Origin of the sequence: Enterobacter quasiroggenkampii (genome assembly GCF_043972695.1) — a bacterium.
Taxonomy (GTDB): Bacteria; Pseudomonadota; Gammaproteobacteria; order Enterobacterales; family Enterobacteriaceae; genus Enterobacter; species Enterobacter quasiroggenkampii.
On sequence record NZ_CP143745.1, the window covers coordinates 4,053,800 to 4,080,364 of the forward strand.

Sequence of the window (26,565 nt, forward strand, 5' to 3'; positions counted from 1 at the left end):
GTTACGACGGAAAAACTTAATACTGACGGGCTTTTTTCACCTGCGCCTGCGTTTGCTCCGCGGCTTCACGCACGGCAGACGATTCCGCCACCTGCGCATCACCGGTTCGCCACCAGGAGGCGTAGTCGTGGGTCATTGTCTTCGGCAGCACCTTGATGTCCAGCAGCGTGGGGCCAGGATGCGCGCGGGACGCCTCCAGCGCCGCCAGCAGGGTTTGCTCGTCGTGCACCCGCCACGCGCGACAGCCGTAGCTCTGCGCATTTTGCGCGAAGTCGACCTTCACCAGCGGACCGTCAAGCCGTCCGGTTTCCGGATTGCGATGGCGGTTTTCCGTGCCAAAGCTGCCCATACCGTGCCCCATCTGCAGGTTGTTAATGCAGCCGAAGCTGGCGTTATCAAACAGCAGAACGGTGACCTTAATGCCCTCCTGAACGGCGGTTTGCAGCTCGGAGTGCAGCATCATGTAGGAGCCATCCCCCACCATGGCGTATACCGGCTGCCCGGGTCGGGCAAGCTTCGCGCCGAGGGCTGCCGCAATCTCATAGCCCATGCAGGAGTAGCCGTACTCCAGGTGATAGCTGTCCGGCGTTTTGACCTGCCAGAGGCGCTGTAAATCGCCCGGCAGCGAACCGGCCGCGCCCACCACGATGGCGTTATCTTCAATATGCTGGTTGATCAGCCCCAGCACCCGCGTCTGGGTCAGCCGGGTATTGAGCGTCTCACCGTACTCCGCCAGCTGCGCGTCCAGGTGCCCCGCCACTTCGGGCGCGTCGTCCGGACGCCACTGGCGATCCCACAGGCGACGGCACTCGTCGCGCCAGGCGGATTTCGCCTCAGCGATCGCCTCTCCCCAGCCGCTGCGGTAATCACCAAGCGCGTGGGTCAATGCCTCGAGCCCGGTTTGAGCGTCGGCAATCAGCGCCGTGGCGTCCAGCTTCAGGGCGTCAAACTCGGCCACGTTCAGCAGCAGAAATTCGACATCCGGATGGGAAAAGAGCGCCTTGGAGCCGGTGGTAAAGTCGGTCAGGCGCGTGCCGATGCCAATCACCAGATCAGCCTGCGGCGCGAGCTGGTTGGCCGCCATTCCGCCCGTCACCCCTACGCCACCGAGGTTAAGTGGGTGGTCACTTACCAGCGCCCCCTTTCCGGCCTGGGTTTCGGCAAACGGCAGCTGCAGCGTCTCGACAAAGTCGCGAAACGCCTCATGTGCGCCGGAATAGCGCACGCCGCCGCCGCACACCACCAGCGGACGACGCTTGCGGGCGATCAGCGCCCGCGCCTGCGCAAGACGCTGCGGATCGGGCGGACGACGCTCGATGTGGTGCACGCGACGCGCGAAGAAGCTCAGCGGGTAATCCCACGCTTCCCCCTGCACGTCCTGCGGCAGGCAAATCGTCACCGCACCGGTATCTGCCGGGTCAGTAAGCGTTCGCATCGCGCTGAGCATCGCGCTCATCAGCTGTTCGGGGCGGTTAATGCGGTCCCAGTAGCGGGAGACCGGACGGAAGCAGTCGTTGGTGCTGATGCTGAGGTCGTGATACTGCTCAATCTGCTGCAGCACCGGGTCCGGCTGGCGGCTGGCGTAGATATCGCCCGGGAGCAGCAGCAGCGGGATGCGGTTCGCCGTGGCGGTTGCCGCCGCCGTGATCATATTGGCGGCGCCCGGCCCGACAGAGGAGGTGACGGCAAAGATGCGCTGACGACGGTGCTGTTTGGCAAATCCCGTCGCCATATGGGCGATGCCCTGCTCGTTGCAGCCCTGCATCACCTGCAGATGGCCGGGATCCTGCTCCAGCGCCTGGCCGATACCCAGCACGTTGCCGTGCCCAAAGATGGTGGCGACGCCCTCCACGAAGGGCGTTTCGTGACCATCCACGCTAACGTACTGTTGATTAAGGAACCGGACCAGCGCCTGAGCCATGGTCATACGTTCGGTTTGCATAACGCCTCCTGTCAGCCCAGCGTCGGCATGGAGAACGCAGCGCCTGTCTCCTGCTGCATTTCCGGCCAGCGCGCGGTGATGGTTTTCATTCGGGTGTAGAAACGCACGCCGTCGTTGCCGTGGACGTTGAGCGCACCGAAGATGGAGCGCTTCCAACCGCCGAAACTGTGGAATGCCATCGGCACCGGGATTGGGACGTTGACCCCCACCATGCCCGCCTGCACTTCTTCGCAGAAGCGACGCGCGCAGCCACCGTCGCGGGTGAAGATTGCCGAGCCATTACCATATTCATGGCGGTTAATCAGGTCCACCGCGCTGGCGTAATCTGCTACGCGCACCACAGAAAGCACCGGACCAAAAATTTCTTCTTTATAGATGGTCATCTCCGGGGTGACGTTATCGAACAGCGTCGGCCCGACAAAATAGCCCTGCTCGTGGCCCTTCACGCTAAAGCCGCGGCCGTCCACGCGCAGTTTCGCCCCCTGCGCTTCCCCGCTGTCGATGTAGCCCAGCACCTTGCTGCGGTGCGCGGAGGAGATGAGCGGCCCCATTTCGTTTTCCGGCGACTGGTCCAGGCCCGGTCCGACGCGCAGCGCGGCAATCTGTTTTTCGAGCCGGGCGCAGAGGTCATCGGCGGTGTTATCCCCCACTGCCAGCACCACCGAGAGCGCCATGCAGCGCTCGCCCGCCGCACCGTAGGCCGCGCCCATGATGGCGTTGGTCGCCATCTCCATGTCGGCATCCGGCATTAAAATGCAGTGGTTTTTCGCACCGCCCAGCGCCTGGCAGCGCTTACCGTGGGCGGACGCGGTCTGGTAAATGTATTCCGCAATCGGCGTGGAGCCGACAAAGCTCACCGCCTGCACGCGCGGGTCGGTCAGGAGCACGTCAACGGACTCTTTATCGCCCTGCACCACGTTGAAGACGCCGTCCGGCAGGCCGGCCTCTTTCAGCAGCTGCGCCAGCGCGAGCGCCAGAGAAGGGTCTTTTTCCGACGGTTTCAGCACGAAGGTATTCCCGGTCGCCAGCGCAATCGGGAACATCCACATCGGCACCATCGCCGGGAAGTTAAACGGCGTGATCCCGGCGCAGACGCCGAGCGGCTGCATCAGCGAGTGGCTGTCGACGCCGGTCCCGACGTTCGCCGAGTGTTCGCCCTTTTGCAGATGCGGAATACCGCAGGCAAACTCCACCACTTCCAGGCCGCGGGTCAGTTCGCCCACCGCGTCGGAGAAGACCTTGCCGTGCTCTTCGCTGATGAGGCGGGCCAGGCGATCCATGTTCTCTTCCAGCAGCGCTTTGAAGCGGAACATCACGCGTGCGCGCTTAAGCGGAGCATGACGTGCCCACGCCGGAAACGCCTGCTGCGCGGCGGCAATCGCCTGCTCCGTTTCCTGTGCCGTACTCATCACCACCTGGCGGATCTGCTCGCCGGTGGCCGGGTTGAAGATCGCCTGAACGCGCTGGCCTGAACCGGTGACACATTCGCCGTGAATAAAATTCGCTACCGTCTCCATCCTTAACCTCTCGCTGTTGATACGTGACTGTGACCTGAACACTGTGTACTGACCACTATATATGAAACAAATATTCCATTTTAAGTTGAAATAAAATAAATGATGATTATTGTGATCAAGGATGGATTTTTATGTTAACAGCCAGCACCACTGACGCCGCGTGCGCTATTAAGGGATTTCGGGCGAGGAAATGACTGAAGTTTCTGTTTCATTTTTGCTGCCAGATGGATGGCCGACATTTAAAAGACGCGGTTTTGCGTTTAGAATCATATGACTGTATTGGGGGAAAAGATGACGACAGCAACCAGCCTGAACGAACTGCAGCAGCAAATCCGCGATCGCTACGATAGCCTGAGCAAGAGGCTGCAGCAGGTCTCCCGCTACGTGCTGGACAATACCAACAGCGTGGCCTTCGATACGGTTGCCGTCATCGCCGAGCGCGCCGACGTGCCGCCCTCGACGCTGATCCGCTTTGCCAACGCCTTTGACTTCACCGGCTTCAACGAAATGAAACAGCTGTTTCGCATGAACCTGGTGGAGGAGACCGCCAGCTACAGCGACCGCGCCCGTCTGTTCCGCGAGATGGAGAGCGAGGCCGTGCCGGAAACGCCGCTCGATATCCTGCAGGAGTTTGCCCGTTCAAACGCGCAGGCGCTGCAGCAGCTGGCCGCCCGCGCCGAGCCGGAGATGCTGGAGCGCGCGGTACAGCTGCTGGCCGACGCCGATACCATCTACATCGCCGGACTGCGCCGCTCCTTTAGCGTCGCGGCCTACCTCACCTATGCCCTGAGCCATCTGGAGTGCCGCCCTATCCTGCTCGACGGCATGGGCGGGATGCTGCGCGAGCAAATCAGCCGCATTAAGGCGCGCGACATTGTGGTGTCGATCAGCTTCTCGCCGTACGCGGAAGAGACGGTGATGGTCAGCGAAACCGCCGCCAGCGTTGGCGCGCGGCAGATTGTGATCACGGACAGCCAGATAAGCCCCCTGGCGACGTTCAGCGATCTCTGCTTTGTAGTGAAAGAGGCGCAGGTGGACGCGTTTCGGTCTCAGTCGGCGACGCTGTGCCTGGTGCAGTCGCTGGTGGTGGCGCTGGCGTATCGGTTGGGTGGCGGGGATAAATAGCCCACGGTACCGCTCAACAGGCCGGGTAACATAAACACGCTACCCGGCATAATCGCCGTTTCCGGTGTACATCCGCCCGATCTTAGCGGTTTTCGATCTCAGGACACTCAGGATAGCTGACCGAAGCGAGGGCATTTAGACGCTGCCCCGTAATCTGTAACACGCGCAGCAAAAGCATGATGCCGCGGCGGGTATCAGGGTCGTTGAGCATAGTAAACACCTGCCGAAGTGAGATATCCCCTTCCCGGTTAATTTGCTCCCCCCATGCCATGCGTAACGCGGTTCCCCCTTCCCAGCCGACGGTCACGACATCGTCAAAAACGCCAGCCAGTTTTTCGACCATCGCGTTATCGGCCATTTCCAGCAGGTCTGCGACGACGGCAAGCAGATCAACCAGATTATTCAGACGATTGCCCGCCATAAGCGGGGCAAGGCTTTTTAGTAACTGTTCCTGGTCACTCATCAGAACATCCCCCTCACGACGCCCCAATACAGTCCACGGTTAAAACCGTTTCGCAGCATGCCGCCGAGTTTTGTCGCCGGCATGGGGGTCACGTCATTGCGATAGTCATATACCAACGGCATGCCGGCCCAGAGCCCCATCTGCGCGACGGCCTGAACCCGTCCATCATAATGATTACCGCTTCCGGGCGGTCTGCCGTAGAGCTCCGCCACAATGTTATCCGCGATGATGGGCGCCTGGTTGTGGCACGATCCTCCCGCTTTACTGATCGGCAGATCGACGGTATCGCCGATCACATATACGCCTTCCAGACCGTAGACGCCCAGCGTCTGGTGATCCGTCGGCAGCCAGCCTTCACCGTTCTGAACCTCGCTAAGCCCGGTATCACGCACCGCGTCGACTGCCCGGATGGGAGGCGTTGCCATCAGGATGTCGAAATTCTGTGAATCGCCCTCGGCGGAATAGGCAATTTTGCTGTCAGGATCGACATGGCTTAAGGTAAAACCACGCTGATGCTGTATTCCTTTGGCGGCAAAAATATCGCCAAGCGCCTCCCCCACCGGACGTTGCAGGAACAGGCAGTTTCGCAGCAGCTGCGCGACGGTCGGATAGGTATAAACAATCTCAACCTGATTACGCACCCCACGCTGGCGCAGATAATCGTCAACCATCAGCGTGGTTTCAATAGGGGCGATGCCGCACTGGTGGGGCACATTCGGCGTTTCCGGGAAAGAGACGGTAATAAATATTCGCCCCTTTTTAATGGTGGAGAGCTTATGCGCTAATTGTCTGGCCGCCGCGTATTGATAAAAATGATCGCCCGCGTCGGCAAGGCCAGGGATTTTTTGTGTAAAAGGTGTGCAGCCGGTGGCAATAACCAGCAGATCCCAGTCGTAATGTCGCTTACTGGCTCCGTACAGTCGACGCTGCTTAAAATCGAAAGATTCAATCCTGTCGGTAATAAATTGAATTTCCGGACTCAGTAATTGCCGTTCAGGCCGGGCCAGTTCATGGTGATGGAAGAGGTTAAAGGCGACATACATAAAAGCGGGTTTGTAGTAGTGCACTGGTGATTCGGAAATCAGTACCAGCTCTACCTGACCGGCAGCAATTTCACGTCGTAATTTCCTGGCCAGCAGGTTGGCAACAATGGTTCCTCCCGTGCCGCCGCCGACAATCATTATGCGGTTTTTCATTCCTTTATTCGCTCATGGTAGTGAATGGGAATTCACGTAACCAGACCGCTTCACTGTTACGCTCAGCTAAAGCGTAGTGACAGAGTAATATTCCGCAACATAACCAATAACAAGAAATTTAATTTTGACAACCCGATCAGCATTTATAATATACACTACAAAATATAATTTATATCTCTATAACGTAGCCTTTCACTGTGGTCTCTTTTCATCACCATTATTCGCCAAAGAGCAGCGTTGTGTACTTTTTAGACACCGCCCCGGAGCGCTGTCCGTTCGCGCCATAATAGCGATCTTCACGGCACAGTCGCTCCTTCACATCGCAGAAAATACCGTTGGCAAAGGTGAATTCAGTCAGATCGACATTGCTCGACGTGAACACCTCGTTTGCAGCAGCCTTCTTACCGAGATAGGTCTCTGTCAACGCGCGGGATAATCCCTTGTCATTGGCGCATACATATCGGTCGCAGAGCACGCCCGATACTGGCGACTTGAGCCTGGCGGGGGTCCTGGCCTGGGCGGACATGGCGGACACGACCAGCAGCGCGGCCACAGAGCATGCGAGTATTGATTTGTTCAAGATGATAATCTCCGTTGGTTAATGAGTGTCGGCTTTACGCCGGGCGCGGTGGTACCATCATGAGGGTGAAAAACCCTGGAGGGTTTTAAGCTTCAGCAGGGAACGCCCCGTATGGCTTTTTGTCGACCGAAACGTCGTCGAAAGTTCAGCTCGTAGGCAATTGTAAGGGCCCTATCCCGGTGAGTCATGCGATTTTAAAGAGCTGAACTAATATGCTGTATACGGAGTGGGTTTGTGGGGCGGGTTAGGTCCGCTCTGAGCGAGAAGCGGAAGTAATCAAAATTTAAATATGAATCACTATAAAAAAAGCCCCTACGTCAGCATGTAGGGGCAAAAGGAATGAATAAATCATTTTTATTATGAGGGTTACAACAAGGGTCTTTTTCTGCTGGCGCTTCTCTTCAACATAATGTGCACCAGAAGAATACATTAACGTTCTACGTTGCTCTCCACGTCTACGTCTGGTAGACGGGGCTATGAACGCTGCCAGCCAGAACCGTAGCGGGTGTATTGCGCCGGTACAGGAAGCGTAACGTTCAGATCATCGGCAGCGGTACGCGCCCAGAGCGGATCTTTCAGCATATCACGGCCTACCAGCACTATATCCGCAGGACCATTTTGCAATATTTCTTCTGCCTGGCACCCAGTTTCGATCAGGCCTACCGCGCCTGTTTTAATACCCAGTTCCTGACGCAGCATTTCGGCCGCTGGCACCTGATAGTTCGGGTAGGTGTTTACCGGCACCATGGCAATACCACCTGTTGAACAGTCAATCAAATCAATACCGTGTTCTTTCATCCATTTGCCTTAAACAAGGAAGTCTTCCGGGCGGTTATCCGGTACAAAATTGCAATTGCAAGGGCGATGCCTGATATTAACGGCAATATGATCTAAAATAGGACTGAGCAGATGGATAATGAAGATGAGATGATCGAGCACATCGGCGCTTTTATGGCGCTCTGCTCCACAATCACCACGAATGGCGCCAGCAAGCCAGACAGCTATAAAGCTGAGTATCAGTCGCTGAGACGTATTTTAATGGAGACTGAAGGCCTTCGTTTACCGATATGGATCCGAAGTTCATCCACGCCCGCTAATGTTCTGGCCCATGTAAAAATGGAAAAAGGCAGTGGTAGCGGTACATGGGCGCTACGACGTGACTATTTTCATCAGGAAAAAATGAAGCTTCTGGAATCTCTTCCGGCCACCGGGACTACCATCGCAGCCCCTAAAGCAGATAGTCCCCTTATTCAAAGAAAAACTGCCGCAGAGGTGGGCACATTCTCACAGCGAACAGTCTCATCAGCATCTTCGGTAGCCTTCCGGACTGACAAAAAAAAGGTATTTATTGTCCATGGGCATGATGGAGAACTTAAATATCAAGTCGCTAGACTGGTTGATGAACTTGGATTCGAATCTATTATTTTCCATGAGCAACCCAATCATGGCCGGAGCATTTTTCAGAAACTGACAGAGCTGACGGCGGCCGTTGACTATGCTGTGGTCCTGTACACCGCGTGCGACATCGGAAAAGTTGCGGGGACTTCGCTGGAAAAACCCCGGGCACGGCAGAACGTTGTGTTTGAGCACGGGTATCTACTGGCCAGGCTGGGAGCGGGTAAGGTGACTGCAATCAGGGAAGCGGAAGTGGAAAAACCCAGCGATCTGGATGGGGTGCTTTATATATCTGTTGATGATAACTGGATGTATCAGCTTTCAAGGGAGCTGAAGTCACTGGGATAATCCCGGATGATGATGCATCTTGTTCTTAGAGAGTAAATCAAAACCCTGTTAACGGCTGCACTTTGAGAAACGACAATTAGTTCTGTTCTCACTAAAGATATAACGAGCCTTGTCACATCCGGAAAAATGAACATGACTGATAAGCTGTATGTTGGACTGACCCCAGCCCGGAAGACGATCCTGCCCTACAGTATGTAGCATAGGAGGAACGTATGGGCACACCACGATTTACAGCTGAATTTAAGGAAGAAGCCGTCCGTCAGAGGATTAGAGCTATTAGGAATAGCTCTCTGATTCGTGTTTTTGAACGTCATTTTATTGATACGACCATGAAGTCGCCTGGACGCAAGAATGTACATCCACCTGTAAAGCTTGCCGATAATGAGGGTGATTTGGTTGATGACTTCTGACAAAATGATCAGCATATAGGGATAGTGCGTAGCCTTCAGGGCTTCGCGCTGACAGTGCATCTAACCAGAGTGTGAAACGGGTAAGAAAAACGGGCAAAATGGTGTGTAATCAATCCACCACTGTTGTAGTATTTTTTCATGTTTCATGCCGGAAAGCTTATAGCGAAGCAACAAGAGAATAAGAGGCTTTCCGGAGGATTTAAGGGATAACAATTCATAAATGAAAAATAAATTTAATCGTTCTGTTGAGCATCTTATTCGTGACAACTCATCGGAAAAAATTATTGAGTCCATTCAGGCAGTATCAGAGCTTTTTACAGAGGAGTGGCTGAAAAAAAATGACGGGCACCGACTGCAGATATTATGGGCGAGGCGAGACCATTTATCTACCACTGAGCTTTATTGCTTAGGTCAATCAATTTTAAATCTCAGTCAGGATAATCGCAGATGGCTGAAGTCTACGGCAAAAGAGATTAAGAAAAACGCTGACAGTTCACACGGTTTAATAACTGAGATTATTACTATAGGTTCATTGTCTACAGATGGTGGGGTAATAAAACCATGCGCGACATCTAATCCAGTCTTTGACTATGAAATTTCATTCGATACAGGTTATAAATATAAGGTTTCTGTCAAGAATTTCGACATATCACTTCATGAAAAAGCGTTCAGGGAGAAATGCGAAACGATTCGCAAGTCATTTAAGAAACTTCTTGAAAGAACCGGTTCATCAGGAAAGCTTTTCGTCCTGCTGGAGCATGACATACTGACTGACGAGATATTGAATAACATCTGTTTGAATATCGCATTCAAATTCGATAAACATGGACTTTATGAGTTTGAAAATGGACGATACAGTATCGCATTTCACCCAATAAATGAATATAAAGCAGAGGTGCTTAATGCCGGATCTGATATGGTTCAGGTCATGGCCAGGCAACATTACAATGAAATCAGGAATATCACTGATAAAATTGATGAGGCAAACAGAAAGTTATTATCGGCGCCCCAGGATGACAAATCGATAAAGCAGCTCGTTATTAGATTAGGTGCCACCACTGACTTTGATAAAATTTGTAGTCATATTAATAAAATTTCTAAGGAATATGAAAATCGAGGTTTTGATTTTATACAGGTATTTCAACCGCAGGTGGTTGGGGATTTAGCAACCAAAAAAACATCCATTTGTACATCATTGTATATTGGCGAAGAGATGTTCTTCCCAGCGGCATCAAATCTTGAAGATAAAATTAAAAACTTTAAAATGGTAAAAATGCAATTCCCGGTGGGGTCGGTAAGTATGGAATCAATACCTCAGTCATTCATAAATGAAGGAGTGCAAACTGAGATTGATATAAGACCATTCTATAGTTATCAGCAGGGTGACTTTTACCTCAAGTTGAAAAAGAAAAATAACAGGTACGAAGGTAATCTTTCAAGTTTTTACCCTGGAGTGTTGACCCATCTTGTTTTTGAAAATATGACAGTCTCCCCTGTCCTGTTCGCACAGGAAGACAGGTTGTTAATTGTCTGAATTAAATGCTTAAATACCGGGCCGGTAGGAAACTCAGATGATGACCCGCCTGGGTATTCTAATTGGCAGTTTGTTTCGGTCGGTGTTTTCCAGTATCTGCACCGGGGTATAAGCCTGGTGGGCTGGGTGAATGGCTGGGTTTGACGAAGGGTCAGATGTGCCATTCACATTTCTGGCAGAGAAAGGTCCTGTAGAGGGAGCCATCTAAGGGTATTGGTCGTTATTCAAGCTGGCAGGCTATCAAGAACAGAACAAGCTTATTGATTAATAAGGCCTTCAGAGGCAAACTGTGGCCCCCCTGAAAAGGATTTTATAAATGATTAACACTACAAAATTAATCCTTTATCGCATGATGAAAGCGGACGCGAATAATTGTCCAGTGCTACCAACCGCCAGTACATCTCGCGACTGCCTCGGCGTACGTTACAAGCATGTTGACAAGAGAGATGAACCCAAACCTAAAGTTGATGTCTATATCGATGATGATGGGATGGTTGTTATCCTTGAAAAGCAAATGGGCATGTCGCTGACAATCCCGCCGCAGGAGAATATTCCTGAATTTATGCTGGATCCGGTACGGAAACTCGTCAGATATGTCATTTCCAGGTCGCATTTCGATCAGCATGAACACTTAATGTACATTGAGGATGGGGCAAAACATGCTATGCTTGTGCCTAGACATGCTATGCACATTGATGAATTGAACCAGTATCTGGCAGACACCGCACCGCTCTGGGAGGTGGATGATGATGACGATAAAGAATAAAGCTGATTTCGAAAGAAAAATCCAGACAATACTCCTCAACAGTGAGAACCCTTACCAGGTCTATGCCCTTTGCAACGATCTTGTGAACGCCTATGGTCGTGAGGGTGGGACGCTTGCATATACCCTGATGAATGAGGCATTCAAACGCGGACTGCCGGATGAGGCAGAGAATGCGGTTCTCGATGTGCTGGAAGCGTTAACAGGTTATTGCGCTGATCCTATTGGCACAGCGGATTACCATCTGACAAATCATGCAGCTTAATCCTCCTTTACTTTTAAGTAAGCGACTATTGTACTGCTGCTGTCATTAAATACTTATCTTCTATCCCCTAAACCTTAATGCTCTCGGGTTTGGGGAATGAGGACTGAAAGGCCCCATCGGGGCCCTGACTCTGTACCGAAACTCTCGTTCAGCTTCAGACTCATGGTGCCAGCAGCCATTGTGGTACGGCATTTCAGTCCTCTTGGTCGCTATTTTCCGGTACGCTCCTGATGCAGACGTAACACCTCATCTCTCACTTTGTTAAGTTGAGCTCGAAGCGGATCAAGTGAGGTTTTTAACTTGTTGCTTCCGTTAAAAATTGCTTGATTGATGCGTACGTTAACCAGCTTATCTCCATTTTTATCTGGAGTAATTCGTACCCCTACACAAGTGAAAATTTCATCTCGGTAGTGCTGCTGCCGTGATTCCGTACTGAGTTCTACGTATATCCCACCGAGAGTTTCTTTCTCATGTTCACTGTTGTTTGGCAGTATAACTACCTTCAGCCCCTGCTTTTCCAGCGCTTGAGGTAACTCTGTTTCGTACAAATTGCCGTCTGATTTGATGGAGGTCAGAATCACGACATCGGGCCGGTCCTTAAGCTCCTTATCAATCACGTTGGCATGGAGGTCTCTTTCATCAAAAAGCAGGTTAATCAGCGTATTCATTTCATCGTTTAGGATATACAGAGGGTCACGTCGTATGTCCCCGGTGCGATCTTCCCTGATGAGACCCCAGTTGGTGAAGGTAAAGATGGCTCTCTGCGTCATTCCATTTTTCGTACTGGTTAACTCCAGTTCAGCATCCTCTCTGGTGTTATACCCTCTGAGTTCAAGAGTCTTACGAAGATATAATTCACGAGCAAACATAATCTGTTTGAAGGTCAGATTGTAAGTCAAATGAATAAGATGAAAGCGGGTGTCTCGATCAAGTGTCCCGGTGCCCAGTTTTACCAGTAGCCGTACATAAAACCAGATTTTGGATTTTTCATCATCCTGCAGGACCTTGCGCAGGACGGCAAGAAAGTCCTCTGCGGAAATATCAGCTTGGTCCGGTAGTGTCTTGGCAATTCCCGTTACAAAATCTTCGACACGGGCATGACGCTGCTTTTGCTCCATGTCCATAACAGCTTGGTACCCTTCATCCAGCAGTGTTAGTACCGTCCCAACTCCCGGCATTTTTTTTAATCCCGATTTGACAACCTTGCCCAATATTTCCCTGATGCCTTTATCATTGTAGATATCCGCGACTTCATTCTGTATCCGACGGGGAATTTTGGACTTATTTATTACTAATGTTGACTCGCCGTTTTTGGCTTCGTTTACATTGTTATTTTGTGGTTTCATGTGGTTATATATTGTACTGTTTTATGTTATTAATATTATGGCTCAGGAGGTAAGTGGCTATTTACTTATAATTAATTCACGTGTTATGGTTCATGAAAATATAACCTTTTGTTGTGAGTATTGGCTCTATACCCAGCCTTGTGATCATATTTTCAGGGCCGATATTGTTCTCTAAATCATAGGTATCATCCAGTTCGGTAATGATTTGCTTACCAGACAGGGCATCGATCTCCCTGCAGGTACTGGCCACTATATTTGTTATATTATATACTGCGACATATAAATCATACCCCCCTGAATAGTAATGACCTTCATGCAGGAATTGTGGGTCATTTGCGAAACCATCAAGGTTATCCACGACATAACACAATCCCGGGCTAAAGCTGACGATGGCTGCGATTTCCTCTTTTTTCCAGGGTTTTGGTTTTCCTTCTAGGAAGGATCGAATGGCCTTGGCAATTACACATATGGGTATAATGAGTAGTTCGCTATGACTCAGTAAAACGTTCTGCTGGCTGAAGAACAGTCTTGTCTCATGAACATCCCCTTCATGCTGAAAGTAATTCCTAAGCAATCTCAGTAGCTTGAATTCAGCATGATGACTGAAGTCAACATCAAAACTTTTTTTACATCGGTCATTAACCGACTGGAGATTATTCAGGAAAGACAATAATGTGTTTATGTCCCGAGATCCTGAATATCTGAAGTCCATCAGTTCAAAACTGCTTTCAAAAAACCGATCAATAAAAGTATTTTCTTCCATAAAACTCCTCATCTCAGTAACAATGATTCATCTATAAAATTCTAATTCGATGATATCCTTCCGGTCGGTGTAATGATAACAGTTCATTTATCCCTCCCGGAACGTCCGTTCCGGTCTGCGACGCGGCTTAAAGAAAGGATAATAACTTTCTAGCTGCTAACCTGTTCTCTGCTATGGACTGTTCCCGCTCCACCCATTCAGGATCTGCCTTCAGGATTGCATCAGTGCGTTCCCGTAACCACACGTAAATGCCCTGCATACGATCGAGGTTAATCCGGCGGGTCTCTATTTCCCCTTCATACTGAGGGATTTTTCTCAGCAGCGTGCCAAGCACACCGCCGGTTTCGACGGGTTCAGCCGGGATGTAGTCTGTATATTCATCAAACTGATCCAGCGTCAGGTCAATGTACTCTCCGTTAAGTATCACAATGACATGGGCATGAACGGTGGAATTTTCAGCGTCATGGAATGATGGAGTGCCATACATAAACACAATGCCGGGTTCCCCTTTTTCTTTGCAGTCCTTCAGGTACTGTGCAAGGCAATTGCTGGCCAGAGCGCAGCTGCCACGCGGGAAGTTTTTCAGTTCACACCAGCGTGAACTTATCTTGTGCTCCTCCGGCAGCTCCCGGGCAGCTTCCTCCAGTGCCTGACGAAACGCCTTCACCCGGAACGCGGTTTCCTCCCTCATTTTCTCACCTTCCCGTCACCGCGGGCCAGGGTCAGCAGCTGCGCCTGCTCGGCGCGCTGCTCACGCCGACTGGCGCGGAACGTGCGCATCACCGGGGAGATATGCGACAGGGAGCCACCCCCGAGGTGCTGGCGGACCTGCTCGTTGGTCGGGTTCGGGGTGCCAGTGGTGATGAGGGCGGCGGCGTCCTCGATACGGCGGACGGTTTCGGGGGACAGTGTGCTCATGACGGGCTCCGGGGTGGATAAAGGGTCAGTGACCGGATTTTACGCGCCTGGGAAAAAATACATAAGGTACATAAAATACAAATAATACATATAGTACATTTCGTAAAATCATATCTCTAGTACATACACGCCGTACTCGTTTCCGCCGATGGATCCGAAAAAAGGTAAAGTCGGATGTGGATTGAAAAACCGTATGGAAGGGTGATGGAAATACGGCAAGAGGGAGTCAAAGCAAAAGGCAGGTAGGTACGGAAGGTTCACTTTGAGCGAACAGCGGACAATGCTAACCGCATTCTGTGTGAGTCAACGGGGAGCAGGTCACATCCAGTAAGCCTCTCCATACGCCTACAATTCGAAAGTGGATGTCAGCATATTTAGGCATCATGTGATAGATTGCTTTTTTGATCGCGTAAATAGGGAACAATAAGTGACCTCTGAGTCAAATCGAATTTCCGCCGCAAGCACCGCCTATATCGATGCAGTTTGTCGTGCTTGGGGGTGGTCATGGCAAGAGGTAGGACAGGCCGATGATGACGGTTTTGATGGGCTAGTGTACTTGCGAAGCAAAAGGATCAATAAAGACCGTCCAAATGATCGCCGATCATGGAGACATGAATTTACTGGGGGCCTAATCCAAGTCCAGGTTAAGAGTGGGGCAAGCTACGTGGACTACACGTGTGAAGACTTTCTCGAACTTAGAATTCCAAATCTTGAGGTAAAGCGGGATCTTTGGAACAAATCACCGCTGCCTGTTGCGCTGGTTTATGTAAAGGAAGCATCACCGGGAAAACTTGTAAGCCAAGCTTGGTGGGCCGATCTAAAGCGAGCAGACTCGTATACTGGACGGGGCACTGTGATCGTCCAGCTAAAAAACAGATTTCAATCAGGCCTGGAGTGCATTCGACCATTTTCACGACTTGCTACCGGTCAGCATCGAGCGCAGGGGCTCGTGGAAATTGATATGACGCAGCAGAGTAGTTTACCTGCACGTATTAATTCGTTTTCTAAACCAATCAAGTTTGCAGCCTGGGATTTTTATAAATTGTGGAAGGACGCAGGTGCCACGCATCCCACACTTGGTAATGTCATAGTGAATAGAACGGGCTGGTCTCACATTACGCGTGTAAAACGACCACTTGCACGAATCTCTGCAAGCTTTGAGTTGTTACCTACCGCCGCACGTATTATTGAGACAGTCGATACATGGCATAGGCTTCGAAGAGGTCTAAAGACTCGAAAGTTTCCAGATGGTTCATGGGCGGAATACGACTACTTGGGGGTCTCTGCGTTAGTAAAGTGGCCTGCGCGGGAAGCATCTGAGGTAGTCGTGATACTTAAGCGTGAGACTACCCTAAGTGAAGATCTTATAGCCAAAGACTCTAGCGCAAAGAGCGGTATTAGAGTTATGGAAATAAAAACTTGGTTCTATTCCGTGTACGAGCCCGGTAGGCGTAAAGGAAAAATTTGATCGGTGCGTCACTCTCAGACTGTTCCAGACGTACTAGGAAACCCAATACCGGCAGGCTAGGTAAGAGTTAGCCGCTCTCTATCGTGTGCGCACCGACCCGAGAGCAAGGTACCATAATCACGAGTTAGAGGTCTATACCCAGTAGAACAGGCAGCGCTATAAGCTCACGGCACACATAGCATTCGCTGAACTGAAAATCTTGAATGTCTGCTTCTGGCACGGAGCGGACACTGGGTTTACCCTTTCGGTAAAACTTAACTGGAAGATTTCGATACGACTCCAGACCCGCTAAACAACATGCGGACACCGAGGCCTATCATGACAACACCTGTAAATCGTTCTTGCCATTTGATAAAGCCCGGGTGTTTACTTAGCCAGTTTCCAAATGTCCCTGATGCCATCGCGACTGACCCCAGGGAAATAATTCCTGCCAGCTTCTGGATACTACCCAGAACAAGCAATTGCAGCCAGACAGGACCCGCGGCAGGATCAACAAACTGAGGAAGAAAAGCAAACATGAACAGCAGGGATTTTGGGTTAGTCAGGCTGTTCAGGGCGCCTTCCTTAACGGCACTCCAGTCAGAAATTTTGGCCGTTTTTCGCAGCCGCGTATCTGAGCCTGAAGTCGCAATCATTTTTATGCCCAGCCACATCAGATAAGCCGCACCAGCCCACCTTAACAGATCTAGTGCAACCGGCCAGGCATGAACAACGGCTACCAGCCCCAGGACAAGAAAAGAAACTTGCACAAAACCCGCTACAAATACATTACCCAGTACCGTAAACAGTGCAATACGTCTTCCCTGACCGACGCCTCTGGCGATAGTTAGCATCATGTCTGGCCCCGGAGAAATCTCCAGAAGCGTCAGCGCGAGAAGAAAAGTGATAAACGTTTCGATGGAAGGCATCTTGGTTGAGTCCGGATAAATATTTCTGCTACGTTACCTCAGTCCGATTCGAGCCGAAAGTGGAATATACTGCTCTGTCTGCTGCAGGCACAGAGCAGACAGAGCAGATAAAGAATCATAATGTCCACTGTGAGCGAGGTGCGAACGCTGACCTTTCAGCTTTGTACGATTTACACTCTGGCCTGATCTGACGTTTGTATCATAGATACAGGAACTCACTAGCATGATCGGAGATTGCATATGCTGATATATAACGTTTTTGGACGGCATATTGGCGTTCAACGTAAGCATGATCGGTGGCTGGTATTTCGTGCTGACCTGACGGAGAGAAAGTTTTCTCGACTCTATGACATCGCTATTCCTGACGATATGACTGAAGGCGAGATTGCCGGCTGGCTGGGTGACATTTTCCATGAATCCGCAACCGATCGTCATCCAAATGTGGAACGCATCGAATAAGGATTTAATGGATAGCCTTACGTTGCGCCCGCTCCTGGCACTCACCTGACATGGTATTGCCAGCCATGGCCCAAAAAAAGCCCGCAATCCGCGGGCTTAGAGATAATTTAGAACCTGTTAGTACCAGACGTATCCGGTTGGGAAATCATTCCCACTCAATCGTAGCCGGTGGCTTACCGCTGATGTCATACACCACGCGGGAAATGCCGTTCACTTCGTTGATGATGCGGTTAGACACGCGGCCCAGGAAGTCATACGGCAGGTGCGCCCAGTGCGCGGTCATGAAGTCGATGGTTTCCACCGCACGCAGGGAGACAACCCAGTCGTACTTACGGCCATCGCCCATTACGCCGACAGAGCGAACCGGCAGGAACACGGTGAATGCCTGGCTTACTTTGTTGTACAGGTCAGCTTTGTGCAGCTCTTCGATGAAGATCGCGTCCGCACGACGCAGCAGGTCGCAGTACTCTTTCTTCACTTCGCCCAGCACGCGCACGCCCAGACCCGGGCCCGGGAACGGGTGACGGTAGAGCATGTCGTACGGCAGACCCAGTTCCAGACCGATCTTACGCACTTCGTCTTTGAACAGCTCGCGCAGCGGTTCAACCAGACCCATCTTCATCTCTTTCGGCAGGCCGCCCACGTTGTGGTGAGATTTGATGACGTGCGCTTTGCCGGTGGCGGATGCCGCAGACTCGATCACGTCAGGGTAGATGGTGCCCTGCGCCAGCCATTTGACGTCGTCCAGCTTCAGCGCTTCTTCGTCGAACACTTCCACGAACACACGGCCGATGATCTTACGTTTTGCTTCCGGATCGTTCTCGCCTTTCAGCGCGTCCAGGAAGCGCTGCTCGCCTTCCACGTGAACGATATTCAGACCGAAGTGGTCGCCGAACATGTCCATAACCTGCTGGGCTTCGTTCAGGCGCAGCAGGCCGTTGTCCACGAAGACGCAGGTCAGGTTTTTGCCGATAGCGCGGTGCAGCAGCATCGCGGTCACGGAGGAGTCCACGCCGCCGGAGAGGCCGAGGATCACTTTGTCATCGCCAACCTGCTGGCGGATACGCTCAACGGCGTCGTCGATAATTTTTGCCGGGGTCCACAGGGCTTCACACTGGCAGATGTCGCGCACGAAGCGCTCCAGCATGCGCATACCCTGACGGGTGTGGGTTACTTCCGGGTGGAACTGCACGCCGTAGAAGCGTTTTTCTTCGTTCGCCATGATGGCAAACGGGCAGCTCTCTGTGCTGGCAACGGTCACGAAGTCAGACGGGATAGCGGTGACTTTGTCGCCGTGGCTCATCCACACGTCCAGCAGCGGTTTGCCGTCTGCGGTCAGGGAGTCTTCGATACCGCGCACCAGCGCGCTGTCGTTAACCACTTCAACCTGCGCATAGCCGAACTCGCGCTCGCTGGAGCCTTCTACGTGGCCACCCAGCTGCATGGCCATGGTCTGCATACCGTAGCAAACGCCGAATACCGGCACGCCAGCTTCGAACACGTACTGCGGCGCGCGCGGGCTGTTCTCTTCGGTGGTGCTTTCCGGGCCGCCGGACAGGATGATGCCGCTTGGATTGAATTCGCGAATCTGTGCTTCCGTGATATCCCACGCCCACAGTTCACAGTAAACGCCCAGTTCACGTACGCGACGCGCCACCAGCTGAGTGTACTGCGAACCGAAGTCCAGGATGAGAATGCGATGTTTATGAATGTTTTCCGTCATTGACGCTAATTCCGAGGCAAGTGAAACAGATGAAATAAATCGCCCGACACGAGGTCGGGCGAAGAAAAATCAGGAGCCCAGACGGTAGTTCGGGGACTCTTTGGTGATCGTCACGTCGTGAACGTGGCTCTCCTGGATACCCGCACCGCTGATGCGTACGAATTCCGCTTTAGTACGCAGCAGGTCAATGGTACCACAGCCGGTCAGACCCATACAGGAGCGCAGGCCGCCCATCTGCTGGTGGATGATCTCTTTCAGACGGCCTTTATAGGCAACGCGACCTTCGATACCTTCCGGCACCAGTTTGTCTGCGGCATTATCGGTCTGGAAGTAACGGTCAGAGGATCCTTTGGACATCGCGCCCAGGGAGCCCATGCCGCGGTAGGATTTGTAAGAACGGCCCTGGTAGAGTTCGATTTCACCCGGGGATTCTTCGGTACCGGCCAGCATGGAGCCTACCATCACAGCAGCGGCGCCAGCGGCGATCGCTTTTGCGATGTCGCCAGAGAAGCGGATACCGCCATCAGCGATAACCGGAATACCGGTTCCTTCCAGCGCTTCAACCGCGTCAGACACGGCGGTGATCTGTGGAACGCCCACGCCGGTCACGATACGCGTAGTACAGATAGAGCCAGGACCGATACCCACTTTGACCGCGCTGCAGCCAGCGTCAGCCAGCGCGCGAGCGCCTGCGCCAGTGGCCACGTTACCGCCGATGATCTGCAGGTCAGGGTATTTGGCACGGGTGTCGCGAATACGCTGCAGAACGCCTTCGGAGTGGCCGTGAGAGGAGTCAATCAGCAGGACGTCAACGCCCGCAGCAACCAGCGCGTCAACGCGCTCTTCGTTACCAGCACCTGCGCCTACCGCAGCGCCAACGCGCAGACGGCCATGCTCGTCTTTACAGGCGTTAGGCTTACGTTCTGCTTTCTGGAAATCTTTAACGGTGATCATGCCGCGCAGGTGGAAGTTGCTGTCAACAACCAGCGCTTTTTCAACGCGTTTTTCGTGCATTTTTGCCAGCACCACGTCGCGGGTTTCACCTTCGCGAACGGTGACCAGACGCTCTTTTGGCGTCATGTACACGCTGACAGGCTGGTTCAGGTCAGTCACGAAACGCACGTCACGACCGGTAATAATACCGACCAGCTCGTTCTCTTCGGTCACCACCGGGTAACCGGCGAAGCCGTTACGCTCGGTCAGGGCCTTCACTTCGTGCAGGGTGGTAGTTGGCAGAACGGTCTGTGGATCGGACACGATGCCGGATTCATGTTTCTTCACGCGGCGAACTTCTTCCGCCTGACGTTCGATAGACATGTTTTTGTGAATAAAGCCAATGCCACCTTCCTGTGCCAGGGCAATAGCCAGGCGCGCTTCAGTCACGGTGTCCATTGCCGCAGAGAGCATAGGAATGTTCAGGCGAATGGTTTTCGTCAACTGCGTGCTGAGATCGGCAGTATTCGGCAGAACAGTGGAGTGAGCGGGAACGAGGAGGACGTCGTCAAACGTCAGTGCTTCTTTAGCGATACGTAGCATGGGCAATATCTCTGACCTGGGTGGTTAAATATTGCCGTGGCATTATACAGAGCGTAACCGATTGCATCCACACTTTTTTAAAAAAAATGCTTGCGCTCACCTCTCAGCAGGTTACTATCGACTGAATAACTTGCTGATTTAGAATTTGATCCCGCTCACATGTTATCCTCTCAATCCCCCTCAATTTATACCGTCAGCCGCCTGAATCAGACGGTGCGTTTGCTGCTTGAGCAGGAAATGGGGCAGGTCTGGATCAGCGGTGAAATCTCTAACTTCACGCAGCCCTCCTCCGGCCACTGGTACTTTACGCTAAAAGACGATACCGCCCAGGTGCGCTGCGCGATGTTCCGCAACAGCAACCGCCGCGTGACGTTCCGTCCTCAGCACGGCCAGCAGGTTCTGGTACGCGCCAATATCACCCTGTATGAGCCGCGCGGTGATTATCAAATTATCGTCGAGAGCATGCAGCCTGCGGGCGAAGGCCTGCTGCAGCAAAAGTACGAACAGTTAAAGGCTAAGCTCTCGGAAGAGGGACTTTTCGACCAGCAGTTCAAAAAGCCGCTGCCCTCGCCTGCCCACTGCGTGGGGGTCATCACCTCGAAAACCGGTGCGGCACTGCACGATATTTTACACGTTCTGAAGCGTCGCGACCCTTCCCTGCCCGTGATCATCTACCCGACCGCTGTTCAGGGTGACGATGCGCCGGGCCAAATTGTGCGCGCCATAGAGCTGGCGAACGCGCGTCAGGAGTGCGACGTCTTAATCGTCGGACGCGGCGGCGGCTCGCTGGAAGATCTGTGGAGCTTTAACGACGAGCGCGTGGCGCGGGCAATCTTTGCAAGTCAGATCCCCGTGGTGAGCGCCGTCGGCCACGAAACGGACGTGACGATCGCCGATTTTGTCGCGGATCTCCGCGCGCCGACGCCGTCCGCGGCGGCAGAGGTGGTCAGCCGCAACCAGCTGGAGCTGCTGCGTCAGATCCAGAGCGGCCAGCAACGTCTTGAGATGGCGATGGACTACTACCTCGCCAACCGGACCCGTCGCTTTACCCAGCTTCATCACCGTCTTCAGCAGCAACACCCGCAGCTGCGTCTGGCGCGTCAGCAAACCGTGCTGGAGCGTCTGCGCCAGCGCATGAACGTGGCGATGGACACGCAGATCAAGCGCGCGGTGTCGCGCCAGCAGCGCGTGACGCAGCGTCTGAACCAGCAGAACCCGCAGCCGAAAATTTATCGCGCGCAAACGCGGATTCAGCAGCTGGAGTACCGTCTGGCGGAAACTCTCCGCGCGCGACTGAGCACCACCCGCGAACGCTTTGGCAATGCGGTGACCCACCTTGAAGCGGTCAGCCCCCTCTCCACGCTGGCGCGCGGCTATAGCGTGACGACGGCGACGGACGGCAAGGTGCTCAAGCAAACCAAACAGGTGAGTACCGGTGATGTGCTGACGACGCGTCTGTCAGACGGCTGGGTAGAAAGCGAAGTGAAATCAATTAAACCGGTGAAAAAGACGCGTCAGCGTAAAACCGGATAATTCTTCGCCGGTTACTTACTATACTGCTGCTATTCCCTTTTTTAATAAGGAGAGCAGCATGTCCGATCTTTATAGCGTGATTCCCCCGTATATTCTTCGTCGTATTATCGAAAGCGGTTCCGAACCGCAGCAGCGCTGTGCCCGCCAGACCTTAACCCACGTCCAGACGCTGATGGCCCATATGCCTGGCAAACCTGCCGCGCCGCACGTGAATAAAGCCGGACAGCTGGAGCGGGATATCTACGACGCGAAACAAACTCAGGAGCTACCGGGTACGCAGGTTCGTTATGAAGGTCAGCCGTCGAACGGCGATGTGGCAGTAGACGAAGCCTACGAATATTTGGGTATTACCCATGATTTCTTCTGGAAGGAATATCAGCGCGATTCGCTCGATAATAAAGGGCTTATTTTAACCGGTACCGTTCACTATGGCCGGGAATATCAGAACGCCTTCTGGAACGGTCAGCAGATGGTATTTGGCGACGGCGACGGGGAAATATTTAACCGCTTCACCATCGCCATAGACGTTGTGGCGCATGAGCTGAGTCACGGCGTGACCGAGACCGAAGCCGGGCTTATCTACTTTGAGCAGTCCGGCGCGCTGAACGAGTCGCTGTCGGACGTGTTTGGCTCACTGGTGAAGCAGTACCATCTGAAGCAAACCGCCGATAAAGCGGACTGGCTGATTGGTGAGGGATTACTGGCGAAAGGCATCAATGGCAAAGGGCTGCGCTCGATGTCTGAACCGGGCACCGCCTACAACGATCCGCTGCTCGGCAAAGACCCGCAGCCTGCACACATGAAGGATTTCATCAAAACGCGTGAGGATAACGGCGGCGTACATCTGAACTCCGGCATCCCCAACCGGGCATTTTATCTGGCCGCGACGGCGATCGGCGGCTACGCCTGGGAAAAAGCGGGTTATGCCTGGTACGACACGGTTTGCGATCGCAATCTGGCGCAGGATGCAGATTTTGAGGCCTTCGCAAAACTGACGATCGCGCACGGAGAGAAACGCTCCGGCGGCGACGTTGGGGCGGCCATTAAACAAGCCTGGGAACAGGTGGGAGTGTTGTAAATGCAGGTTCCGGAACTGACGGATGACGCCGTGGTTGAGCTGGCCCGGGAAGGCGGCGTCGCCTATATTCCCAAGCTGAGCGGCCAGCGCACCATCGCGCTCTCCTCGCTCAATGAGGCCCAGCGCCAGCGCCTGGTAAGCATCCTGGAGCAGGCCTTTCCGCGCGGCCAGCCGCCGGGACAGGCCTCGTCCCCCGGCAGCGGCGACCAGCGCTATTTCCGCATCCAGATTATCTGGACCGGGCAAAATCAGGCGCACTACGCCGATATCATCGTGCTGGTACCGGAGCAGGAAGCGCCCGAGTCGCTGGTCGAGCTGTGGAAGAAAGGCGAAGGCTGCGTGTGCGATTAACCTTCGGCCCGAACAAACTCCACGCGTTTTTTAGAGATAAGACCGTGGCCGTTCTGGCAGAAGTAGTCCACCGCCCCGCAGGCTTTTAAGACCTGGAGTGGCTGATGGCACTCCGGGCAGCGGGCTTCAAGCGCAATATCCTTATTACAGCTCTCGCAGTGTGCCACCCCGTTCAGGGGCTCAAGCGGTGCCTGGCAATCCGGGCAGGTAATCGTCATGGTGACTCCTTAAAGCATTCTGGTCTGCAATAATTTTACCACGTTGCGTTCAGTGCGGGCCACGCAGCTGTTGCTGCAAGGTCAGCAGCAGCTCAACTTCCTCGATTCGGCGGCGCGTTGTGCGGCTCACCTCGTACGGATCCCGTTCAAACAGGCTGTTCGTGCCCAGAATGTGTCCGGTAAGACAGTGCTCGTAGATTGTCCCGGGGATATGCCAGCGCTGAATGTTCTGACCCTCAATCAGCTCCAGCACATCCTCCGCACCGCGCCGGTCGTAGCTAATGATGCGCCCGTCGCGCAACCAGATCCGTAAGCCTTTTTGCCCGCCCGCGGGTCCCACATATTTATTAAGCCAGATATCCACCGGCATGCCGCTGATGCGGCCCTGCAGATGCGCCTCGCCCTCCGCCGTGGTCAGGTCGCCTTTTGCAATAGCGCGCCCCAGGCGGTCTTTAGCCGTCACCACCTGCAACGTCATCTCATCATTCCCGCCCAGATAACGCACCGTTTCGCGCAGCATCGCCAGCACGTGCGTACCGATATCCAGAATCACGCCGTCCGGGTGACGAAGCGTACGGGTGTCCGGTTCGCCGGTAGCAAAGTTAAGCGCGATGGGCTCCCCTGCAGCGTTAAATCCGCTCGGCTCCTGCAAAAAGCCGTCGATTTTGACGATGTCAGAAACAGTGCCCACCAGCGACCGCTTCACCGTTTCGAGGCGCGCCATCCAGTGATCGAGCGCCAGCACGCGGGGTGCAACGCCGGGGTTTGCCAGCAGCGCGTTGAGCTTTTCGATTTGGGCAAGCGTGGCAACGATCGGTTTTTCAACCACGATGCGGGAAACCGATGAGGCGAGAGCGTGTTCAAGCACCTCAAGATGGTGCAGCGACGCCGTGGTAATAAACAGGGTATCAAGCGGCCGGGAGAGGAGTTCAGCCAGTGTGGCACAGCGCGTTACCCCCTCCGGCTGTTTTACGGGCTGGATATCAAAGCCTAAACAGTGAGGGAGATTATCAAAGCATTTTCGTATTGCGGGCAGGTAAGCTGTTTCAACGACTGCGCCAAGACCAACAAACCCTAACAGCATGTTCTTACCTCGTTGAGTAAATTGCCGGGGCATAACGCCGCCCCGGCAAGCCCGAGGTTTATGAGGCGTTAGCTGCCGGTTTAGTCTGCGCATTTTCCAGCATGCGGCGTACCGGAACAATGAGGACGATCAGTACCGCGGCACAAATCAGCAGCGCGACAGAGCAGCGCGCAAAGAGATCCGGCAGCATATCCAGCTGGTCGGCCTTCACATGGCCGCCAATCAGACCCGCCGCCAGGTTACCCAGCGCGCTGGCACAGAACCACAGCCCCATCATCTGACCGCGCATTCTCTCCGGCGCCAGCAGCGTCATGGTCGCCAGGCCAATCGGGCTCAGACACAGTTCGCCGAGCGTCAGCATCAGGATGCTACCTACCAGCCAGAACGGCGATACGCCCGCCCCACCGCTGCTCAGCACGTTCTGTGCCGCCAGCATCATCAGGCCAAAGCCCGCTGCGGCACACAGAATACCGATAACAAACTTGGTGATGCTGCTCGGACGAATGTTCATGCTCGCCAGCTTCGGCCACGCCCAGCTGAACACCGGTGCCAGCAGGATGATGAACAGGGCGTTGATTGACTGGAACCACACCGCCGGGATTTCGAAATCGCCGATCATGCGGTTAGTGTAGTCGTTGGCAAACAGGTTGAACGAGGTTGGCTTCTGTTCAAACGCGGACCAGAAGAACGCCGCGGAGATCAGCAGAATAAAGCAGACCAGCAGTCTGGCGCGCTCTTTACGGTTCAGGCCAGCAAAGACAAACAGATAGATAAAGTAGAGGGCAACGGATGCCGCAATCACGTAGACCAGCATGCTGGCTACCGCGACCGGGTTAATTACAATCACGCCCTGCGCAATCAGCGTCACGAGCGTTGCCACGCCTGCCGCCAGCGCCAGCAGCCAAACGCCCACGCCGTTACGCTTCACCACCGGGCTGTTCCAGGTGGAGTCGAGGCCGACTTCGCCGTCATAGCGTTTCATGGCCGGAACGGCAAACACGCGGAAGATAATCAGCGCCACCAGCATCCCGATACCGCCAATACCAAAGCCCCAGTGCCAGCCGTGGGTTTTAATCAGCCAGCCGGAAATCAGCGGCGCGATGAACGAGCCCATGTTGATACCCATATAGAATAGCGAGAAACCGCCGTCGCGACGCGCGTCGCCTTTTTTATACAGGGTACCGACCATGACTGAAATACAGGTCTTGAACAGCCCGGAGCCGAGCACGATGAACATCAGGCCGATAAAGAACAGGTTGTTCCCCATCACCGCCGAGAGCGCAATCGACAGGTGACCGAGCGCAATCAGGATCGAACCGTACCAGACGGCTCTCTGCTGACCGAGCCAGTTATCCGCCAGCCAGCCGCCCGGCAGCGCAGCCAGGTACATGGTACCGGCAAAGATACCGACAATCGCCGAGGCGTTTTCACGCGCCAGACCCATCCCGCCGTCATAGACGGTGGCGGCCATAAACAGGATCAGTAACGGACGAATGCCGTAAAACGAGAAACGCTCCCACATCTCGGTGAAGAACAGCGAACCGAGCGGATACGGGTGGCCGAAGAACGTTCGGCTCTCTTTTTGATTAACAGTGGATTGCATAATTCTCCCGAAAGGTATGTCGTCGTGCTTGTAAACACC

The 26,565-nt window shown here is 53.5% G+C and carries 27 protein-coding genes; 11 read left to right on the forward strand and 16 right to left on the reverse strand.

Features of this window, described 5'->3' with window-relative positions:
- Positions 1 to 16 precede the first annotated feature (16 nt).
- Both iolD and V1572_RS19315 read right to left on the reverse strand, forming a co-directional pair.
- Positions 17 to 1,942 (reverse strand): 3D-(3,5/4)-trihydroxycyclohexane-1,2-dione acylhydrolase (decyclizing), encoded by a 1,926-nt coding sequence (gene iolD, locus V1572_RS19310; RefSeq protein WP_126534733.1) that lies wholly within the window; start codon positions 1,940 to 1,942, stop codon positions 17 to 19.
- Positions 1,943 to 1,953: 11 nt separating this feature from the next.
- Positions 1,954 to 3,459, reverse strand: a complete 1,506-nt coding sequence (locus V1572_RS19315) for a CoA-acylating methylmalonate-semialdehyde dehydrogenase (protein WP_395299495.1) — start codon at positions 3,457 to 3,459, stop codon at positions 1,954 to 1,956.
- Between the two features lie 291 nt (positions 3,460 to 3,750).
- Between V1572_RS19315 and V1572_RS19320 the strand changes: the two genes are divergently transcribed.
- Positions 3,751 to 4,584: a MurR/RpiR family transcriptional regulator gene (locus tag V1572_RS19320; protein ID WP_023344667.1), complete on the forward strand. Its 834-nt coding sequence runs from the start codon at positions 3,751 to 3,753 to the stop codon at positions 4,582 to 4,584.
- 82 nt (positions 4,585 to 4,666) lie between these two features.
- Here the strand turns inward: V1572_RS19320 and V1572_RS19325 are convergent, their stop codons facing one another.
- The 4 genes from V1572_RS19325 to V1572_RS19340 form a co-directional block, all read right to left on the reverse strand.
- Positions 4,667 to 5,047: a DUF1641 domain-containing protein gene (locus V1572_RS19325; protein ID WP_214575065.1), complete on the reverse strand. Its 381-nt coding sequence runs from the start codon at positions 5,045 to 5,047 to the stop codon at positions 4,667 to 4,669.
- Positions 5,047 to 6,243: an NAD(P)/FAD-dependent oxidoreductase gene (locus tag V1572_RS19330; RefSeq protein ID WP_395299496.1), complete on the reverse strand. Its 1,197-nt coding sequence runs from the start codon at positions 6,241 to 6,243 to the stop codon at positions 5,047 to 5,049. The genes V1572_RS19325 and V1572_RS19330 overlap by 1 nt, the downstream gene beginning before the upstream one ends.
- 217 nt (positions 6,244 to 6,460) lie before the next feature.
- Positions 6,461 to 6,823, reverse strand: coding sequence for a YcgJ family protein (locus V1572_RS19335; protein ID WP_325841090.1), 363 nt, complete (start codon positions 6,821 to 6,823; stop codon positions 6,461 to 6,463).
- Positions 6,824 to 7,297: 474 nt separating this feature from the next.
- Positions 7,298 to 7,621, reverse strand: a complete 324-nt coding sequence (locus V1572_RS19340) for a hypothetical protein (RefSeq protein WP_284924419.1) — start codon at positions 7,619 to 7,621, stop codon at positions 7,298 to 7,300.
- A gap of 111 nt (positions 7,622 to 7,732) precedes the next feature.
- Between V1572_RS19340 and V1572_RS19345 the strand changes: the two genes are divergently transcribed.
- The 5 genes from V1572_RS19345 to V1572_RS19365 all read left to right on the forward strand — a co-directional run bounded on the left by V1572_RS19345 (position 7,733) and on the right by V1572_RS19365 (position 11,538).
- On the forward strand, positions 7,733 to 8,566 hold the full coding sequence (locus V1572_RS19345; protein WP_284924418.1) for a nucleotide-binding protein: 834 nt from the start codon (positions 7,733 to 7,735) through the stop codon (positions 8,564 to 8,566).
- 212 nt (positions 8,567 to 8,778) lie between these two features.
- Positions 8,779 to 8,976: a hypothetical protein gene (locus tag V1572_RS19350; RefSeq protein WP_284924417.1), complete on the forward strand. Its 198-nt coding sequence runs from the start codon at positions 8,779 to 8,781 to the stop codon at positions 8,974 to 8,976.
- Positions 8,977 to 9,196: 220 nt separating this feature from the next.
- Entirely contained in the window at positions 9,197 to 10,510 is a 1,314-nt protein-coding gene (locus V1572_RS19355; protein WP_284924416.1) for a hypothetical protein, read from the forward strand.
- 316 nt (positions 10,511 to 10,826) lie between these two features.
- Positions 10,827 to 11,276 carry a hypothetical protein gene (locus V1572_RS19360; protein ID WP_284924415.1) on the forward strand — a complete coding sequence of 150 codons (450 nt, stop codon included), beginning with the start codon at positions 10,827 to 10,829 and terminating at the stop codon, positions 11,274 to 11,276.
- The gene (locus V1572_RS19365) at positions 11,254 to 11,538 is read left to right on the forward strand and encodes a hypothetical protein (RefSeq protein WP_284924414.1); all 285 of its coding nucleotides are present in this window, start codon (positions 11,254 to 11,256) and stop codon (positions 11,536 to 11,538) included. The genes V1572_RS19360 and V1572_RS19365 overlap by 23 nt, the downstream gene beginning before the upstream one ends.
- A gap of 209 nt (positions 11,539 to 11,747) precedes the next feature.
- Here V1572_RS19365 and V1572_RS19370 read toward each other — a convergent pair whose 3' ends face one another.
- From V1572_RS19370 to V1572_RS19385, 4 genes are all read right to left on the reverse strand, one after another.
- Positions 11,748 to 12,884: a hypothetical protein gene (locus V1572_RS19370; protein ID WP_395299497.1), complete on the reverse strand. Its 1,137-nt coding sequence runs from the start codon at positions 12,882 to 12,884 to the stop codon at positions 11,748 to 11,750.
- 76 nt (positions 12,885 to 12,960) lie between these two features.
- Complete coding sequence (locus V1572_RS19375; protein WP_395299498.1) at positions 12,961 to 13,647, reverse strand: hypothetical protein; 687 nt, start codon at positions 13,645 to 13,647, stop codon at positions 12,961 to 12,963.
- A gap of 127 nt (positions 13,648 to 13,774) precedes the next feature.
- The gene (locus tag V1572_RS19380; RefSeq protein WP_395299499.1) at positions 13,775 to 14,338 is read right to left on the reverse strand and encodes a hypothetical protein; all 564 of its coding nucleotides are present in this window, start codon (positions 14,336 to 14,338) and stop codon (positions 13,775 to 13,777) included.
- Positions 14,335 to 14,565 (reverse strand): DNA-binding protein, encoded by a 231-nt coding sequence (locus V1572_RS19385; RefSeq protein WP_284924410.1) that lies wholly within the window; start codon positions 14,563 to 14,565, stop codon positions 14,335 to 14,337. The genes V1572_RS19380 and V1572_RS19385 overlap by 4 nt, the downstream gene beginning before the upstream one ends.
- A gap of 427 nt (positions 14,566 to 14,992) precedes the next feature.
- Between V1572_RS19385 and V1572_RS19390 the strand changes: the two genes are divergently transcribed.
- Positions 14,993 to 16,033 carry a DUF4365 domain-containing protein gene (locus tag V1572_RS19390; protein ID WP_395299500.1) on the forward strand — a complete coding sequence of 347 codons (1,041 nt, stop codon included), beginning with the start codon at positions 14,993 to 14,995 and terminating at the stop codon, positions 16,031 to 16,033.
- Between the two features lie 254 nt (positions 16,034 to 16,287).
- Here V1572_RS19390 and V1572_RS19395 read toward each other — a convergent pair whose 3' ends face one another.
- A complete protein-coding gene (locus tag V1572_RS19395; protein ID WP_395299501.1) occupies positions 16,288 to 16,941 on the reverse strand; it encodes a LysE family translocator in 654 nt (217 codons plus the stop codon).
- A gap of 240 nt (positions 16,942 to 17,181) precedes the next feature.
- Here V1572_RS19395 and V1572_RS19400 point away from each other — a divergent pair, with 240 nt between their 5' ends.
- On the forward strand, positions 17,182 to 17,400 hold the full coding sequence (locus V1572_RS19400) for a hypothetical protein (protein ID WP_045908562.1): 219 nt from the start codon (positions 17,182 to 17,184) through the stop codon (positions 17,398 to 17,400).
- Positions 17,401 to 17,545: 145 nt separating this feature from the next.
- Here the strand turns inward: V1572_RS19400 and guaA are convergent, their stop codons facing one another.
- Together guaA and guaB are read right to left on the reverse strand one after the other, a co-directional pair.
- Positions 17,546 to 19,123, reverse strand: coding sequence for a glutamine-hydrolyzing GMP synthase (gene guaA / locus V1572_RS19405; RefSeq protein ID WP_395299502.1), 1,578 nt, complete (start codon positions 19,121 to 19,123; stop codon positions 17,546 to 17,548).
- Positions 19,124 to 19,192: 69 nt separating this feature from the next.
- Complete coding sequence (gene guaB, locus V1572_RS19410; protein WP_008502128.1) at positions 19,193 to 20,659, reverse strand: IMP dehydrogenase; 1,467 nt, start codon at positions 20,657 to 20,659, stop codon at positions 19,193 to 19,195.
- 159 nt (positions 20,660 to 20,818) lie between these two features.
- Here guaB and xseA point away from each other — a divergent pair, with 159 nt between their 5' ends.
- Genes xseA through V1572_RS19425 form a run of 3 tightly spaced genes read left to right on the forward strand, consistent with a single transcriptional unit; the run spans position 20,819 to position 23,621 of the window.
- Positions 20,819 to 22,192 (forward strand): exodeoxyribonuclease VII large subunit, encoded by a 1,374-nt coding sequence (gene xseA, locus V1572_RS19415; protein ID WP_334755697.1) that lies wholly within the window; start codon positions 20,819 to 20,821, stop codon positions 22,190 to 22,192.
- Between the two features lie 58 nt (positions 22,193 to 22,250).
- Positions 22,251 to 23,270 carry a M4 family metallopeptidase gene (locus tag V1572_RS19420; RefSeq protein WP_395299503.1) on the forward strand — a complete coding sequence of 340 codons (1,020 nt, stop codon included), beginning with the start codon at positions 22,251 to 22,253 and terminating at the stop codon, positions 23,268 to 23,270.
- Positions 23,271 to 23,621 (forward strand): protealysin inhibitor emfourin, encoded by a 351-nt coding sequence (locus V1572_RS19425; RefSeq protein WP_021241848.1) that lies wholly within the window; start codon positions 23,271 to 23,273, stop codon positions 23,619 to 23,621. It abuts the gene before it with no gap.
- Here V1572_RS19425 and V1572_RS19430 read toward each other — a convergent pair.
- From V1572_RS19430 to V1572_RS19440, 3 genes are read right to left on the reverse strand one after another with little or no spacing between them, the layout of a single operon-like run.
- Positions 23,618 to 23,839 carry a zinc ribbon domain-containing protein gene (locus tag V1572_RS19430; RefSeq protein WP_023294288.1) on the reverse strand — a complete coding sequence of 74 codons (222 nt, stop codon included), beginning with the start codon at positions 23,837 to 23,839 and terminating at the stop codon, positions 23,618 to 23,620. The two genes, V1572_RS19425 and V1572_RS19430, sit on opposite strands and share 4 nt — an antisense overlap.
- 49 nt (positions 23,840 to 23,888) lie before the next feature.
- Positions 23,889 to 24,923: a Gfo/Idh/MocA family oxidoreductase gene (locus V1572_RS19435; protein ID WP_395299504.1), complete on the reverse strand. Its 1,035-nt coding sequence runs from the start codon at positions 24,921 to 24,923 to the stop codon at positions 23,889 to 23,891.
- A 58-nt stretch (positions 24,924 to 24,981) separates the two neighbouring features.
- Entirely contained in the window at positions 24,982 to 26,526 is a 1,545-nt protein-coding gene (locus V1572_RS19440; protein ID WP_262790642.1) for a peptide MFS transporter, read from the reverse strand.
- Positions 26,527 to 26,565 lie beyond the last annotated feature (39 nt).

Excerpts from the sequence above, each read along its gene's own strand:
- V1572_RS19315 (WP_395299495.1), bottom strand. The coding sequence starts at position 3,459 with ATGGAGACGGTAGCGAATTTTATTCACGGCGAATGTGTCACCGGTTCA.
- V1572_RS19355 (WP_284924416.1), top strand. The coding sequence starts at position 9,197 with ATGAAAAATAAATTTAATCGTTCTGTTGAGCATCTTATTCGTGACAAC.
- V1572_RS19435 (WP_395299504.1), bottom strand. The coding sequence starts at position 24,923 with ATGCTGTTAGGGTTTGTTGGTCTTGGCGCAGTCGTTGAAACAGCTTAC.
- guaB (WP_008502128.1), bottom strand. The coding sequence starts at position 20,659 with ATGCTACGTATCGCTAAAGAAGCACTGACGTTTGACGACGTCCTCCTC.
- V1572_RS19440 (WP_262790642.1), bottom strand. The coding sequence starts at position 26,526 with ATGCAATCCACTGTTAATCAAAAAGAGAGCCGAACGTTCTTCGGCCAC.
- V1572_RS19365 (WP_284924414.1), top strand. The coding sequence starts at position 11,254 with ATGATGATGACGATAAAGAATAAAGCTGATTTCGAAAGAAAAATCCAG.
- V1572_RS19430 (WP_023294288.1), bottom strand. The coding sequence starts at position 23,839 with ATGACGATTACCTGCCCGGATTGCCAGGCACCGCTTGAGCCCCTGAAC.
- V1572_RS19330 (WP_395299496.1), bottom strand. The coding sequence starts at position 6,243 with ATGAAAAACCGCATAATGATTGTCGGCGGCGGCACGGGAGGAACCATT.
- V1572_RS19400 (WP_045908562.1), top strand. The coding sequence starts at position 17,182 with ATGCTGATATATAACGTTTTTGGACGGCATATTGGCGTTCAACGTAAG.
- V1572_RS19375 (WP_395299498.1), bottom strand. The coding sequence starts at position 13,647 with ATGGAAGAAAATACTTTTATTGATCGGTTTTTTGAAAGCAGTTTTGAA.
- V1572_RS19420 (WP_395299503.1), top strand. The coding sequence starts at position 22,251 with ATGTCCGATCTTTATAGCGTGATTCCCCCGTATATTCTTCGTCGTATT.
- V1572_RS19360 (WP_284924415.1), top strand. The coding sequence starts at position 10,827 with ATGATTAACACTACAAAATTAATCCTTTATCGCATGATGAAAGCGGAC.
- V1572_RS19345 (WP_284924418.1), top strand. The coding sequence starts at position 7,733 with ATGGATAATGAAGATGAGATGATCGAGCACATCGGCGCTTTTATGGCG.
- iolD (WP_126534733.1), bottom strand. The coding sequence starts at position 1,942 with ATGCAAACCGAACGTATGACCATGGCTCAGGCGCTGGTCCGGTTCCTT.
- xseA (WP_334755697.1), top strand. The coding sequence starts at position 20,819 with ATGTTATCCTCTCAATCCCCCTCAATTTATACCGTCAGCCGCCTGAAT.
- guaA (WP_395299502.1), bottom strand. The coding sequence starts at position 19,123 with ATGACGGAAAACATTCATAAACATCGCATTCTCATCCTGGACTTCGGT.
- V1572_RS19425 (WP_021241848.1), top strand. The coding sequence starts at position 23,271 with ATGCAGGTTCCGGAACTGACGGATGACGCCGTGGTTGAGCTGGCCCGG.
- V1572_RS19385 (WP_284924410.1), bottom strand. The coding sequence starts at position 14,565 with ATGAGCACACTGTCCCCCGAAACCGTCCGCCGTATCGAGGACGCCGCC.
- V1572_RS19395 (WP_395299501.1), bottom strand. The coding sequence starts at position 16,941 with ATGCCTTCCATCGAAACGTTTATCACTTTTCTTCTCGCGCTGACGCTT.
- V1572_RS19370 (WP_395299497.1), bottom strand. The coding sequence starts at position 12,884 with ATGAAACCACAAAATAACAATGTAAACGAAGCCAAAAACGGCGAGTCA.
- V1572_RS19350 (WP_284924417.1), top strand. The coding sequence starts at position 8,779 with ATGGGCACACCACGATTTACAGCTGAATTTAAGGAAGAAGCCGTCCGT.
- V1572_RS19320 (WP_023344667.1), top strand. The coding sequence starts at position 3,751 with ATGACGACAGCAACCAGCCTGAACGAACTGCAGCAGCAAATCCGCGAT.
- V1572_RS19380 (WP_395299499.1), bottom strand. The coding sequence starts at position 14,338 with ATGAGGGAGGAAACCGCGTTCCGGGTGAAGGCGTTTCGTCAGGCACTG.
- V1572_RS19340 (WP_284924419.1), bottom strand. The coding sequence starts at position 7,621 with ATGAAAGAACACGGTATTGATTTGATTGACTGTTCAACAGGTGGTATT.
- V1572_RS19325 (WP_214575065.1), bottom strand. The coding sequence starts at position 5,047 with ATGAGTGACCAGGAACAGTTACTAAAAAGCCTTGCCCCGCTTATGGCG.